Source organism: Salmonella sp. SA14318 (genome assembly GCF_029866905.1).
In the GTDB taxonomy this organism is placed as follows: domain Bacteria; phylum Pseudomonadota; class Gammaproteobacteria; order Enterobacterales; family Enterobacteriaceae; genus Salmonella; species Salmonella enterica.
Genome location: NZ_CP123282.1, coordinates 4637750 through 4651284 on the forward strand (window position 1 = coordinate 4637750; position 13535 = coordinate 4651284).

The window sequence follows — 13535 nt, forward strand, 5'->3', positions numbered from 1 at the left end:
CTTCGCTTATCCGGCCTACGATTTCGCTCGCTTTGCCGCCATCATGGCTTTCAGATTAGCCAGGTGACTTTGCCCTTTTTGCATTCGCTCCTCAGCGCTTACCACTTTGCGCTCCTGCTCCCAGATTAAATCATCCTGCGGCAGTTCTAACAGGAAGCGGCTGGGTTCCGGGCGCACCAGTTCCCCATACTGACGGCGCTCTTTACATAATGTAAAGGTGAGCTCTTTCTGCGCGCGAGTGATCCCGACATAGGCCAGCCGACGCTCTTCCTCAATATTATCTTCGTCAATGCTGCTTTGATGCGGCAAAAATCCTTCTTCCATTCCCACCATATAGACATACGGGAATTCCAGTCCTTTCGACGCATGAAGCGTCATCAACTGTACCTGATCCAGCTCTTCTTCGCTCTCGCCGCGCTCCATCATATCGCGCAGCGTAAAGCGTGTAACCACCTGGGTCAGCGTCATCGGCTCATCGAGTTCGTTGCCTTCCAGCATCTCGGTCATCCAGCTAAAGAGCTGGTTAACGTTTTTCATACGCATTTCCGCCGCTTTGGGGCTCGGCGAGGTTTCGTACAACCAGGATTCATAGTCAATACCGTGGATGAGATCGCGCACGGCGGCGACAGGCTCGCGTTCGGCCAGACGCTGGATTTCCCCCAGCCAGTGGGTAAAACGCGTCAATGAATCGTAACCACGTCCGGTCAGCTTTTGGCTAAGTCCCATATCAAAGCTGGCGGTAAACAGGCTCTTATTACGCGTCATTGCCCATTCACCCAGCTTTTGCAGCGTGGCCGGACCGATTTCGCGTTTTGGCGTATTCACGATGCGCAGGAAAGCGCTGTCATCATCCGGGTTGGTCAACACCCGCAGGTAGGCCAGCAGGTCTTTAATCTCCGGACGGGAGAAGAATGAGGTGCCGCCGGAAATTTTGTACGGAATGCGGTTCTGCATGAGGAATTTTTCAAATACCCGCGACTGATGATTCCCGCGATACAGAATGGCGTAATCCTTGTACTGGGTCTTGTTCACAAAGTGATGGGCAATCAGTTCGCCGGTAACGCGCTCAGCTTCATGCTCTTCATTGTTTGCGCTTAACACTTTGAGTTCTGCGCCGTAACCGAGTTCGGAAAAGAGGCGCTTTTCAAAGACGTGCGGATTGTTGGCGATGAGAATATTCGCCGCTTTCAGGATGCGGCCCGAAGAACGATAGTTTTGCTCCAGCTTAATCACCTGCAGCGCCGGAAAGTCCTGGCTCAGTAACACCAGGTTTTGCGGACGCGCCCCGCGCCAGGAGTAGATAGACTGATCGTCATCGCCTACGACCGTAAAGCGCGCGCGTTGCCCGACCAGCAGCTTAACCAACTCATACTGGCTGGTGTTAGTATCCTGATATTCATCCACCAACAGATAACGAATTTTATTCTGCCAGCGCTCGCGCACCTCGTCATTGCGTTGCAGCAGCAGCGTCGGCAGCAAAATCAAATCATCAAAATCGAGAACGTTACATGCCTTCATATGGGCGTCGTAAAGCCCGTAGCAGTGGGCAAAAATACGATCGCGTTCACCTTTCGCCCCCGCCGCTGCCTGTGCAGGCGTTTTGAGATCGTTTTTCCAGTTGGAGATCGTGGAGATCAGCTGTTGCAACAGAACCTTGTCGTCTTCGATCAGGCCTTCGGTCAGCTCTTTGAGCAAGGCGACCTGGTCGGTATCGTCAAACAATGAAAAGTTCGATTTCATCCCCAGCGCAGCGTACTCGCGCTTAATAATATCCAGCCCTAGCGTATGAAAGGTGGAGATCATCAAACCGCGCGCTTCCTTACGGCCGAGCGTCTGCCCGACGCGTTCTTTCATCTCACGCGCTGCCTTGTTGGTAAACGTCACCGCCGCAATATGCCGGGCCTGATAGCCGCATCCGCGGATCAGGTGGGCGATTTTATTGGTAATTACGCGAGTTTTACCAGAACCCGCTCCTGCCAGCACCAGGCAGGGTCCGGTGACGAATTCGACAGCGTGTTGTTGGCCGGGATTTAAACGCATGGGAATAGTGCTCAATCTTCGAACGGGGGAGGGATTGTAGCAGAAAGCGAGGCCCAGAGAAGACCAGGCTGCTTTTTCAGGCAGCCTGGAAAAGGTCAATCAGCAGGCTCTGGCGGCAAGCGGCGTATAGCCATTACGCTGTGCGCTCTTGATCCAACTGTAAGAACCCATTAGCGCGATCGCCGTCAGCAGAACATACTCAAGCGACATCGCATAAACGCCCTGTACTGCATAGATCACGACGCTAATTACATCAATAATCACCCACAGCAGCCAGTTTTCCACGTACTTGCGGGTCATCAGCACCATCGCCGCAATCGACAACACCAGCATGGTGGAATCCCAGAACGGGAACGCGTCCGGCTGGAGTTCAGGCATCGCCACCTGCATACCTACCGTTTGCAGCAGAGCGAGCATAACGCGGGTCAACATAGCGAAGACCGGATCGATAAACCACGTCATCAGCAGAATGGCGATAATACATACGCCCCCCAACCTCCATGTTTGTTGACGAGAAAGCCAGCGTACTTTCAGAGCGGCTTCCCGGGCGTCATTCTGCCGGCTCCATGCGTACCAGCCGTAAATATTCGCCGCAAAGAAAAACACCTGAAGTAGCAAGCTGGCATACAGTTGAATCTGAAAAAAGATGGCGGCAAATAGAGTGACGTTAATCAAACCAAACAGGTAATTAACGATTTTTTCCCGGCTGGCGCACCAGATGCACAATAAGCCAAAGACGGTGCCGATAGCCTCAATCCACGACAGCGCATACCCACCCTCGCCGAGAGGAATGTTGACCATTACATTGTTAATGCTGAAAAAGTCCATCATTGCTCTCCTTGCAAACTATCGAAATAAATGGCCTGAAGCGCCAGAGAAATTTGGTGCTCTTCACCTTGCTGGCACAAGGTTTCCTGCTGAACATAATGGTTAATGCTGCTCTCCAGACAACCACTATGCGCGACGACCACGTTTAGCAACGACGCGGTACGCAGCCCTCGTAACGCCCCCACCACCATCAGCGCGGCGGTTTCCATATCCGCGCCGAGAACTCCCCTGGCCGACCATTCGGCATCCAGTTCAGCTTCGCGATCGGTATAAAAACTGTCATGGCTGCGCACCAGCCCGCAAACGGCAGAGATGTTCATCTGTTTCGCCTGCTGTATCAGCGTGGCGGTAAGATACGGGTCCGCACAGGCCGGATAACTGGCGGGCGCATAGGTTTTGCTGGCGCCGTCGTCAGCCACCGCGCCGTGAGCGATGATCACATCGCCTAACGCCAGCGAGTCCTGCAACGCGCCGCAACTACCGATACGGATTAGCGTGTTGACGCCAACCTGGCGTAACTCCTCAATGGCGATAGCGGTTGACGGTCCGCCGATTCCCGTGGAGAGCACGACTATTTCAACCCCCTGGTACCAACCGCGCGCCGCGCGAAACTCCCGGTTTTGCCCCAGAATCTCAGCCTTATCAAGAAAACGGGCGATTCTATCCACCCGCCCGGGATCGCCGGGCAAAAGCGCATATTTCGCGCGGGTCATGCTTGTGTTAAGCCGAATATGGGGTTGCATCTCCCGTCTCCTTATTGTTCTGAGAGGTTCAGATTTCCGCCTCCTGTTTGAGTTTTTCAGGAGCCAGTAAAATGATCCGCTCACTGTCGGTATCGATAATGTTCAGCGATTTCAGATCGTGCAGTATCCGGTTGATACTGCGCGTCGTCGCCGCAAATTCCTGACCAAGATTCTGCTTATCAAGCAAAATAGTGGTTGATTCATATTGTTGATAACGCAGCCATAATGCCTGGCATACGCGCTGATGCAGCGAGTACAAATTGTCGCTACTGGCCTTTTTCGACAACTGGTAATACTGTTGGCTGAAAAACCGCAGCATTCGCTGGTTAAAGTGGTTATCCAGCGTCAGCCAGCGGCAAAAATGCGCTTGCGGCAGGCTGAGTAGCTGTACATTGCCGACGGCGACGACAGAACAGATGTAATGCCGCGACTCAAATATCTCTAGCTCGCCCAGCATGTCTCCTTTGCCATAACGCGCCTGCCGGTAACGGCGTCCATCTTCAGCTTCGTAAAAAACATCCACTTCGCCGGCCACGATGAGTGAAAATTGCTGGCATATTTCCCCCTGGCGGCAGATAAGCGCGCCACGGGAAATGTCGTCAAATCGCCAGCACTGCATGATTTCCAACGGGCAGTATTTGAGTAATTCATAGAGCACTGGGTCGCGTACGACCTGGCGTAGCCCTAAAAGCCAGTCGTCTGGAAATTCTGCGTTTTTCATTATGTTCATGGTATCTCGCCCCTTGTCAGAAAGGACAGGACCGTCGTCCCGCGCATCCGAAATACGCCCGCTAAAAATGCCGCTTATCTCCCGGTTCATTAAATCAGGCGGGACATCTGTCCTGTAATGGCGAAGAGTATATGTCTGACGGCCTAAGGAGTGATAAAGTGACGGCCAATCTTTGCGACGTGAGAACACAATAATGGCAAAAATAGCAGCAGCACTGCATATTCTTGTAAAAGAAGAGAAACTGGCTTTAGATCTTCTGGAGCAAATTAAAAACGGCGGCGATTTTGAGAAGCTGGCGAAGAAGCATTCTATCTGCCCATCCGGTAAAAAAGGCGGTCATTTAGGCGAATTTCGTCAGGGCCAGATGGTTCCGGCATTCGATAAAGTAGTCTTTTCCTGCCCGGTACTGGAGCCAACCGGCCCGCTGCATACCCAGTTCGGTTACCACATCATTAAAGTATTGTATCGCAAATAAAAAGCCGGGTGGCGGCTACGCCTTACCCGGCCTACATCGTCTGATTGATTTTGTCGGTCGGGTAAGCGCTAGCGCCACCCGACAAGGTATATCAACCCGCTACCGCAATACGCTTCATATCCGTCATATAGCCGCGCAGTTTCTTACCTACCTGCTCAATCGCATGACTACGAATCGCGTCGTTCACGTCGCGAAGCTGTGCGTTGTCTACCGCGCCTTCCGGGATAGCACTACCCAGATCGCCCGGTTGCAATTCCGCCATAAACGGTTTCAGCAGCGGTACGCAAGCGTAAGAGAACAGGTAGTTACCGTATTCTGCGGTATCGGAGATAACCACGTTCATTTCATACAGACGCTTACGGGCGATGGTGTTGGCGATCAGCGGCAGTTCGTGCAGTGATTCGTAGTAAGCGGATTCTTCGATGATACCGGAATCGACCATAGTTTCGAACGCCAGCTCAACGCCCGCTTTCACCATCGCGATCATCAGCACGCCTTTATCGAAGTACTCCTGCTCGCCGATTTTACCTTCAAACTGCGGCGCGGTTTCGAACGCGGTTTTACCGGTCTCTTCACGCCAGGTCAGCAGTTTCTTATCGTCGTTAGCCCAGTCAGCCATCATGCCGGAAGAGAATTCGCCGGAGATGATATCATCCATATGTTTCTGGAACAGCGGCGCCATGATCTCTTTCAGCTGTTCGGACAGCGCGTAAGCACGCAGTTTCGCCGGGTTAGACAGACGGTCCATCATCAGGGTGATGCCGCCCTGCTTCAACGCTTCGGTGATGGTTTCCCAGCCGAACTGAATCAGTTTTTCCGCGTAAGCCGGGTCGGTGCCTTCTGCCACCAGCTTGTCGAAACACAGCAGAGAACCGGCCTGCAGCATACCGCACAGGATGGTCTGCTCGCCCATCAGGTCAGATTTCACTTCTGCAACGAAAGAAGATTCCAGTACGCCCGCACGGTGACCGCCGGTGGCCGCAGCCCAGGCTTTAGCAATCGCCATGCCTTCGCCTTGCGGATCGTTTTCCGGGTGTACCGCGATCAGCGTCGGAACACCGAAACCACGCTTGTATTCTTCACGTACTTCGGTGCCCGGACACTTCGGTGCCACCATCACCACGGTGATGTCTTTACGGATCTGCTCGCCCACTTCCACAATGTTGAAGCCGTGGGAGTAGCCCAGCGCCGCGCCGTCTTTCATCAGCGGCTGTACAGAACGCACCACGTCGGAGTGCTGTTTGTCTGGCGTCAGGTTAACCACCAGGTCGGCCTGCGGGATCAGCTCTTCGTAGGTGCCTACTTTGAAGCCGTTTTCGGTCGCTTTACGCCAGGAAGCACGCTTCTCCGCAATCGCTTCTTTACGCAGGGCGTAGGAAATATCCAGACCGGAGTCACGCATGTTCAGGCCCTGATTCAGGCCCTGAGCGCCACAGCCGACGATGACCACTTTTTTACCCTGCAGGTAGCTCGCGCCGTCGGCGAATTCGTCGCGGCCCATAAAGCGGCATTTACCCAGCTGCGCCAGCTGCTGGCGCAGATTCAGTGTATTAAAGTAGTTAGCCATGATGGTGTACTCCGTGATGTTGTGTTGTGGTGCTTATTATTCGGTTCGTTTTTCAGCGAGAATAGACTCACATTACAACAGGAAATTTATTGCGGAAATTGATATATTCACAACATCACGTTGCAATTTCTGCAATATAAAGCCGTGAGGTGAAATCGGTGGATTTACGCGATCTAAAAACCTTCCTGCATCTGGCGGAAAGCCGCCACTTTGGCCGCAGCGCGCGCGCGATGCACGTCAGCCCCTCCACGCTCTCCCGGCAGATCCAGCGGCTGGAAGAAGATCTCGGCCAGCCGCTGTTTGTGCGCGACAACCGCACCGTCACGCTGACCGAAGCCGGTGAAGAGCTGCGAGTGTTTGCCCAACAGACGCTTTTGCAATATCAGCAGTTGCGCCATACCCTCGATCAGCAGGGGCCGTCCCTTTCCGGCGAACTCCATATCTTCTGTTCAGTGACCGCGGCATACAGTCATCTGCCGCCGATCCTCGACCGTTTTCGCGCCGAACATCCCTCGGTGGAAATTAAGCTCACCACCGGCGACGCCGCCGATGCGATGGACAAAGTGGTCACCGGCGAGGCCGATCTGGCGATTGCCGGTAAGCCGGAAACGCTGCCCGGCGCGGTCGCCTTTTCGATGCTGGAAAATCTGGCGGTGGTGCTGATCGCCCCGGCGCTGCCCTGCCCGGTGCGCAATCAGGTTTCGGTCGATAAGCCCGACTGGTCGACGGTGCCGTTTATCATGGCCGATCAGGGGCCGGTACGCCGCCGCATTGAGCTGTGGTTCCGCCGGCATAAAATCAGCAATCCGCAGATTTACGCCACCGTCGGCGGTCACGAAGCGATGGTCTCAATGGTGGCGCTGGGCTGCGGCGTGGCGCTGCTGCCGGAAGTGGTGCTGGAAAACAGCCCGGAGCCGGTGCGCAACCGGGTGATGATTTTAGAACGCAGCGATGAAAAAACGCCGTTTGAGCTTGGCGTGTGCGCACAAAAAAAGCGGCTGCATGAGCCGCTAATTGATGCGTTCTGGAAAATTGTTCAGGGTTGATAAGGTAATAAAATGCGCACAAAAATAATGCTGTTATCTGCGCTGGTAGCAATATGCTTCAGCGTACAGGCTAAACCGACGGGCATTACCGTACAGGATGTAAAGCATCTGGCGTTAAAGCAGTGCCTTGTTGATAACTATCATAAACGCACTCCGCCGGATGTTTTTTATGCTCCAGGCCATGATATGTCGTTTTTAGTTAAAACCTACGCGTTAGATAATGCCGGGAAATGGAAACCATTCCTTAAATTCGTCGCCAAAGAAACAGAAGGCTTTGACCGCTTAACGATGGCGCTCCACCCCGATAGCGCTAAAGACGCTAATAACGTGCTGGAGCGGTGTATGGCATTTTATGAATCGGACAAATTAGATAAATACGTTCGAGAGACAGTGATGAAATAACAAGAGTCGGCTTATGCTCCCAAAAAACAGTAAGACTGCGCGTATCCTTAAGGAGCCCCATGCTGCTATGGGCGGAAATTCAGGCAACTATGTCCGTGCAGAAGTAGAATTTGATTCTACGAAGCGAAAACTCTTACCGATAAAAGGGTATCGACCCGACATTGTCATACCGTCCCTCACGGATGAATATTGGGGCATCACCTTTGTCGAAGGAGAAATTGAACTTTTTGATTTCCCTTTCATTGTTAGCCTGGCTTTCACATTCAATGATGTGCATTATCTCCAGATCAGGGAAAATCAGTTATTTGTTATAATGGAAGGGCCTCACCAGGTAGGTAAAGGGCGATTCCTGGAAATACACTTTATCCCGAAAAATGTTAATACATAACGGCAATCTTTTATAAATCCGCCGGGTTCACCTGCTTCATAGTTTCCACCGTCATCAGCCACTGGTACAGCGGCTCCAACCGTTGGAAACCCTCGGCCAGCCGCGTGACCAGATCGGCATGGAACAGTTTTTCTACGTCATTATCCGTCACCATCACGGCAAACGTTTTACGCTGGTACCAGTCGGATATCGCGGGGGCGAGATCTTTTGCCAGCAGCCGCTTATAGCTTTCCCCCACCAGCTCAAACGGCGGGCGGCAGCATTCGGCAACCTGTAAAAACGCATCAGGCCGCTTCCTCAACGTATGGCGAAACAGATCCATTGTAGATTTGCTGGCGCTGTAGTAACCCAACCCATAGCGTAGGGTATCGGGGCTGATTTCAAAAAAGTAGGCTGGCGCATCGGTCCAGTTTTTCGCCGAACGTTTGAAGGTCAGCCACATCCGGCTGCGGTACAGCGATTTGTCGTGCGAGAAACGGGTATCACGGTGAATACGCGACAGGGTTTTACCGATGGCGGGTCGGGTTTCCAGCAGTGGATCGATTTCCAGCATCGCTGGAGCAAGGTCGTCCACCAGCGCGCGGAATGGTGTCAGAAGGCTTCGTTCGTAGATAAAGCGGTGCTCATCGAACCAGGCTTTGTCGTTCTCAATACAAACCTGCTGAAGAAAATTGAGCCCTTCTTGTGCAAATCCCTGAAAGCGTCCAGCCATCTTTTTGCCCTTACTCATAGCGATTGTCAGTTTATTATCCCACTCCCTCGCGCGCTGTCTATGCAGATGACCGGAAGGAGACATTTCTTCCGGTCATCATTATCCCTACCCAGCCAGAAAGAACCGGAACGCCGGGTTATTGCTCTCATCATGGCATTCATAGCCCAGCTCATGCAGCCGGGTTTCGAAATCCGGCTCATGATCGCCTAACTCGAACGCCGCCAGCACGCGGCCATAATCGGTACCGTGGCTGCGGTAATGGAATAGCGAAATATTCCAGTGCGTGCCAAGCGTATGCAGGAATTTGAGCAACGCGCCGGGCGACTCTGGAAATTCAAAGCTGTAGAGGCGTTCCTGTAGCGGATGGGATGGACGCCCACCGACCATATAGCGCACATGCAGCTTCGCCATTTCATCGTCGGAGAGATCCACTACGCTATAACCGCCGTCGCACAGTTGGGTGATAATCTCTTTTCGCTCCTCCAGCCCCTGACTGACGCGTACGCCGACAAAAATACAGGCATTTTTCGCGTCGGCAAAACGGTAGTTAAATTCGGTGACCATACGCCCGCCAAGCAACTGGCAGAATTTGAGAAAGCTCCCCTTTTCTTCCGGAATGGTCACCGCCAGTAACGCTTCGCGCTGTTCCCCCAGCTCGCAGCGTTCAGACACATAGCGCAAGCCGTGGAAGTTGACGTTGGCGCCGGAAAGGACGTGCGCCAGGCGTTCGCCGCGAATATTGTGCTGGGCGATATATTTTTTCATCCCCGCCAGCGCCAGCGCGCCGGACGGTTCCGCCACCGCACGCACATCTTCAAACAGATCTTTCATCGCCGCGCAGATAGCGTCGCTATCCACGGTGACAATATCATCAAGGTATTCCTGACACAGCCGGAACGTTTCGTCGCCGATGCGTTTTACCGCTACGCCTTCAGCAAATAACCCAACGCGCGGGAGATCTACTGGATGACCGGCTTCCAACGCCGCTTTCAGGCAGGCGGAATCCTCCGCTTCGACGGCAATCACTTTGATTTGCGGCATCAATTGTTTGATCAGTACCGCTACGCCCGCCGCCAGGCCGCCGCCGCCAACCGGCACAAAGACACGATCGAGATGCGAATCCTGCTGAAGCAGCTCCAGCGCCAGCGTGCCCTGCCCGGCGATCACCATTGGGTGATCAAACGGCGGCACCCAGGTAAAACCCTGCTGCTGCGCCAGTTCAATAGCTTTCGCTTTCGCTTCATCAAAATTAGCGCCGTGCAACAGCACTTCGCCGCCAAAACCGCGTACCGCATCGACTTTAATATCCGCCGTTGCTTTTGGCATGACGATCAGCGACTTCACGCCAAGCCGCGCAGAGGAAAACGCCACGCCCTGTGCATGGTTCCCCGCCGACGCAGTAATCACGCCGTGGGCTTTTTGTTCTTCGGTCAATCCGGCCATCATCGCGTAAGCGCCGCGCAGCTTAAAGCTATGGACCGGCTGCCGGTCTTCGCGTTTGACGAGAATAACGTTATCCAGACGTGACGAGAGCTTTTCCATTTTTTGCAGCGGCGTCACCTGCGCCGCTTCGTATACTGGCGCGCGTAGCACCGCGCGCAGATACTCCGCCCCTTCCGGCGCGACTGACAGTGGTTGAGATTCCGCCATCATCAACCTCCCAATTTCGATTTATCGCGCACCGCGCCTTTATCGGCGCTGGTCGCCAGGCTGGCGTAGGCACGCAGGGCAAACGAAACCTGACGCTGACGATTTTTAGGCGTCCAGGCTTTGTCGCCACGAGCCTCCTGCGCCTCGCGGCGTGCGGCGATTTCAGCCTCACTCAACTGCAACTGAATGCTGCGGTTTGGGATATCAATCGCAATAGTGTCGCCATCTTCAATCAACGCAATAGTGCCGCCGCTGGCCGCTTCCGGCGAGACGTGGCCGATGGAAAGACCCGAAGTACCGCCGGAGAAACGCCCATCGGTGATGAGCGCGCAGGCTTTGCCCAGCCCCATCGACTTCAGGAAACTGGTCGGATAGAGCATTTCCTGCATTCCCGGCCCGCCTTTCGGCCCTTCGTAGCGGATCACGACTACATCGCCTTCCACTACTTTGCCGCCGAGAATCGCCTCTACCGCGTCGTCCTGGCTTTCATACACTTTCGCCGGGCCGGTAAATTTAAGGATGCTGTCATCCACGCCTGCGGTTTTCACAATGCAGCCGTTTTCGGCGAAGTTGCCATACAGCACCGCCAGACCGCCGTCTTTGCTATAGGCATATTCCAGCGAGCGGATGCAACCCGCTGCGCGGTCGTCATCCAGCGAATCCCAGCGACAATCCTGCGAGAACGCCTGGGTAGTACGGATACCGGCAGGGCCAGCACGGAACATTTTTTTAACCGCTTCGTCCTGCGTAATCGTGATGTCGTACTGTTCCAGCGTTTGCGGCAGCGTCAGGCCTAATACGTTTTTCACGTTGCGGTTCAGCAGCCCGGCGCGATCCAGCTCGCCTAAAATGCCCAGCACACCGCCGGCACGGTGAACGTCTTCCATATGGTATTTCTGGGTACTTGGCGCCACTTTACACAACTGCGGCACCTTGCGGGACAGCTTGTCGATATCACTCATGGTGAAGTCGATTTCCGCTTCTTGCGCCGCCGCCAGTAGATGCAGAACGGTATTGGTCGAACCGCCCATCGCAATATCCAGCGTCATCGCATTCTCAAACGCCGCCTTGTTGGCAATGCTTCGTGGCAGTGCGCTTTCGTCATCCTGCTCGTAATAGCGTTTAGTCAGTTCAACAATCCGCTTACCGGCATTGAGGAACAACTGCTTCCGGTCAGCATGGGTCGCCAGCAGCGAACCGTTGCCCGGCTGCGACAGGCCCAGCGCTTCGGTCAGGCAATTCATGGAGTTAGCGGTAAACATGCCGGAGCAGGAGCCGCAGGTTGGACAGGCGGAGCGCTCCACCTGGTTACTTTGATCGTCAGAGACTTTCGGGTCCGCTCCCTGAATCATGGCATCAACCAGATCGAGCTTGATGATCTGATCGGACAGTTTGGTTTTCCCGGCTTCCATCGGTCCGCCGGAAACAAAGATCACCGGAATATTCAGGCGCAGCGAGGCCATGAGCATCCCTGGGGTGATTTTGTCGCAGTTAGAGATACACACCATCGCGTCAGCGCAGTGAGCATTCACCATGTACTCCACGGAGTCGGCGATCAGCTCGCGCGACGGCAGTGAATAGAGCATACCCCCGTGCCCCATGGCGATCCCGTCATCCACGGCAATAGTGTTGAACTCTTTCGCCACACCGCCGGAAGCTTCAATCTGTTCGGCGACCAGCTTACCGAGATCGCGCAGATGAACGTGACCCGGCACAAATTGAGTGAATGAGTTCACCACGGCGATAATCGGTTTGCCAAAATCACTGTCGGTCATTCCGGTGGCGCGCCACAACGCGCGGGCACCCGCCATATTACGACCATGGGTGGTGGTGGCGGAACGGTACTTAGGCATGCTTTATTTACTCCCCATCTTTTCCCTTCATACTTCACGCCACAGGTGCGTTGGCTGCCTCACTCACCCCAGTCACTTACTACAGTAAGTCCTGGGGATTCGCTGCGTTGCCGCCTTCCTGTGACGCAAATTATTTTGGGAAAATATTAATTTTATTTATTATGAATTTACCGGATCCAACCAGCCCCATTTATCCTCGGTTTCTCCAGTAAAGAGACCAAAGAAGGCTTGTTGAATACGCTTGGTAACAGGGCCGCAACGGCCTTCACCTACCTGGATACCATCAACGCTGCGTACCGGAGTAATTTCTGCCGCGGTTCCGGACATAAACACTTCGTCGGCCAGATACAGCGATTCACGGGACAGCACCTGCTCGCGCACTTCAATACCCAGCTCTTTCGCCAGTTTGATGATCGCATCGCGAGTAATGCCTGGCAGCGCGGAAGAGGTAAACGGCGGAGTAAACAGCACGCCATCTTTTACCTCAAACAGGTTTTCACCTGCGCCTTCGGAGATATAGCCGTTTACATCCAGGGCGATGCCTTCCTGATAGCCGTGGCGGCGCGCTTCGCTACCCACCAGCAGTGAGGAGAGGTAGTTACCGCCCGCTTTCGCAGCGGTTGGAATGGTGTTCGGCGCAGCGCGATTCCAGGAAGAAACCATCGCATCGATCCCCTGATCCAGCGCTTCGGCGCCCAGGTATGCCCCCCACGGGAACGCGGCGATGATGACGTCAGTGGTGTATCCCGGGGGCGGGTTAACGCCCATACCGACATCGCCGACAAATACCAACGGACGGATATAGGCGCTGGTCAGGTTGTTTTTGCGGATCACTTCGCGGCAGGCTTCCATCAGCTCATCAATACTCTGGGAAACCGGAAAACGATAAATTTTTGCTGAGTCGCGCAGGCGCTGCATATGTTCACGATGACGAAACACTACTGGGCCTTTGTGAGAGTCGTAGCACCTAATCCCTTCAAATACCGACGTACCGTAGTGCAGCGCGTGAGACATTACGTGAACCTTCGCGTCTTCCCAGCGCACCATCTCGCCATTGAACCAAATATAATCAGCTTTTTTCGTCGTCATTTTTCTTCCTTT

Annotated in this window: 13 protein-coding genes; 4 read left to right on the top strand and 9 right to left on the bottom strand. The window is 54.1% G+C overall.

Features of this window, described 5'->3' with window-relative positions:
* Positions 1 to 15: 15 nt before the first annotated feature.
* The 4 genes from rep to QEN32_RS22115 all read right to left on the bottom strand — a co-directional run bounded on the left by rep (position 16) and on the right by QEN32_RS22115 (position 4341).
* Positions 16 to 2040, bottom strand: a complete 2025-nt coding sequence (gene rep / locus QEN32_RS22100; RefSeq protein ID WP_001238842.1) for a DNA helicase Rep — start codon at positions 2038 to 2040, stop codon at positions 16 to 18.
* A 99-nt stretch (positions 2041 to 2139) separates the two neighbouring features.
* Positions 2140 to 2868 carry a nicotinamide riboside transporter PnuC gene (gene pnuC, locus QEN32_RS22105; RefSeq protein WP_020838007.1) on the bottom strand — a complete coding sequence of 243 codons (729 nt, stop codon included), beginning with the start codon at positions 2866 to 2868 and terminating at the stop codon, positions 2140 to 2142.
* Positions 2868 to 3611, bottom strand: coding sequence for a nucleoside phosphorylase (locus QEN32_RS22110; RefSeq protein ID WP_265322403.1), 744 nt, complete (start codon positions 3609 to 3611; stop codon positions 2868 to 2870). The genes pnuC and QEN32_RS22110 overlap by 1 nt, the downstream gene beginning before the upstream one ends.
* 28 nt (positions 3612 to 3639) lie before the next feature.
* On the bottom strand, positions 3640 to 4341 hold the full coding sequence (locus tag QEN32_RS22115; protein WP_265322404.1) for a Crp/Fnr family transcriptional regulator: 702 nt from the start codon (positions 4339 to 4341) through the stop codon (positions 3640 to 3642).
* 193 nt (positions 4342 to 4534) lie between these two features.
* Here QEN32_RS22115 and ppiC point away from each other — a divergent pair, with 193 nt between their 5' ends.
* Positions 4535 to 4816 carry a peptidylprolyl isomerase PpiC gene (gene ppiC / locus QEN32_RS22120; protein ID WP_001062243.1) on the top strand — a complete coding sequence of 94 codons (282 nt, stop codon included), beginning with the start codon at positions 4535 to 4537 and terminating at the stop codon, positions 4814 to 4816.
* 91 nt (positions 4817 to 4907) lie between these two features.
* Here ppiC and ilvC read toward each other — a convergent pair whose 3' ends face one another.
* Positions 4908 to 6383, bottom strand: coding sequence for a ketol-acid reductoisomerase (gene ilvC, locus QEN32_RS22125; RefSeq protein WP_000024946.1), 1476 nt, complete (start codon positions 6381 to 6383; stop codon positions 4908 to 4910).
* Positions 6384 to 6541: 158 nt separating this feature from the next.
* Here ilvC and ilvY point away from each other — a divergent pair, with 158 nt between their 5' ends.
* Genes ilvY through QEN32_RS22140 form a run of 3 tightly spaced genes read left to right on the top strand, consistent with a single transcriptional unit; the run spans position 6542 to position 8219 of the window.
* Positions 6542 to 7429, top strand: coding sequence for an HTH-type transcriptional activator IlvY (ilvY, locus tag QEN32_RS22130; protein ID WP_001530887.1), 888 nt, complete (start codon positions 6542 to 6544; stop codon positions 7427 to 7429).
* 12 nt (positions 7430 to 7441) lie between these two features.
* The gene (locus tag QEN32_RS22135) at positions 7442 to 7831 is read left to right on the top strand and encodes a hypothetical protein (RefSeq protein ID WP_198081465.1); all 390 of its coding nucleotides are present in this window, start codon (positions 7442 to 7444) and stop codon (positions 7829 to 7831) included.
* Positions 7832 to 7844: 13 nt separating this feature from the next.
* Positions 7845 to 8219, top strand: coding sequence for a hypothetical protein (locus tag QEN32_RS22140; protein ID WP_265323659.1), 375 nt, complete (start codon positions 7845 to 7847; stop codon positions 8217 to 8219).
* 10 nt (positions 8220 to 8229) lie between these two features.
* Here the strand turns inward: QEN32_RS22140 and QEN32_RS22145 are convergent, their stop codons facing one another.
* The 4 genes from QEN32_RS22145 to ilvE all read right to left on the bottom strand — a co-directional run bounded on the left by QEN32_RS22145 (position 8230) and on the right by ilvE (position 13523).
* Entirely contained in the window at positions 8230 to 8931 is a 702-nt protein-coding gene (locus tag QEN32_RS22145; RefSeq protein ID WP_265322406.1) for a DUF2461 domain-containing protein, read from the bottom strand.
* 105 nt (positions 8932 to 9036) lie between these two features.
* Positions 9037 to 10581: a threonine ammonia-lyase, biosynthetic gene (gene ilvA, locus QEN32_RS22150; RefSeq protein WP_023232432.1), complete on the bottom strand. Its 1545-nt coding sequence runs from the start codon at positions 10579 to 10581 to the stop codon at positions 9037 to 9039.
* 2 nt (positions 10582 to 10583) lie between these two features.
* Complete coding sequence (gene ilvD / locus QEN32_RS22155; protein ID WP_024797612.1) at positions 10584 to 12434, bottom strand: dihydroxy-acid dehydratase; 1851 nt, start codon at positions 12432 to 12434, stop codon at positions 10584 to 10586.
* A 159-nt stretch (positions 12435 to 12593) separates the two neighbouring features.
* Positions 12594 to 13523, bottom strand: coding sequence for a branched-chain-amino-acid transaminase (ilvE, locus tag QEN32_RS22160; RefSeq protein ID WP_000208532.1), 930 nt, complete (start codon positions 13521 to 13523; stop codon positions 12594 to 12596).
* Positions 13524 to 13535: the final 12 nt, after the last annotated feature.

Coding starts and splice junctions, on each gene's coding strand:
- pnuC (WP_020838007.1), bottom strand. CDS start 2,868: ATGGACTTTTTCAGCATTAACAATGTAATGGTCAACATTCCTCTCGGC.
- ilvA (WP_023232432.1), bottom strand. CDS start 10,581: ATGGCGGAATCTCAACCACTGTCAGTCGCGCCGGAAGGGGCGGAGTAT.
- ilvD (WP_024797612.1), bottom strand. CDS start 12,434: ATGCCTAAGTACCGTTCCGCCACCACCACCCATGGTCGTAATATGGCG.
- rep (WP_001238842.1), bottom strand. CDS start 2,040: ATGCGTTTAAATCCCGGCCAACAACACGCTGTCGAATTCGTCACCGGA.
- QEN32_RS22145 (WP_265322406.1), bottom strand. CDS start 8,931: ATGGCTGGACGCTTTCAGGGATTTGCACAAGAAGGGCTCAATTTTCTT.
- ilvE (WP_000208532.1), bottom strand. CDS start 13,523: ATGACGACGAAAAAAGCTGATTATATTTGGTTCAATGGCGAGATGGTG.
- QEN32_RS22140 (WP_265323659.1), top strand. CDS start 7,845: ATGCTCCCAAAAAACAGTAAGACTGCGCGTATCCTTAAGGAGCCCCAT.
- ppiC (WP_001062243.1), top strand. CDS start 4,535: ATGGCAAAAATAGCAGCAGCACTGCATATTCTTGTAAAAGAAGAGAAA.
- QEN32_RS22110 (WP_265322403.1), bottom strand. CDS start 3,611: ATGCAACCCCATATTCGGCTTAACACAAGCATGACCCGCGCGAAATAT.
- ilvC (WP_000024946.1), bottom strand. CDS start 6,383: ATGGCTAACTACTTTAATACACTGAATCTGCGCCAGCAGCTGGCGCAG.
- QEN32_RS22135 (WP_198081465.1), top strand. CDS start 7,442: ATGCGCACAAAAATAATGCTGTTATCTGCGCTGGTAGCAATATGCTTC.
- QEN32_RS22115 (WP_265322404.1), bottom strand. CDS start 4,341: ATGAACATAATGAAAAACGCAGAATTTCCAGACGACTGGCTTTTAGGG.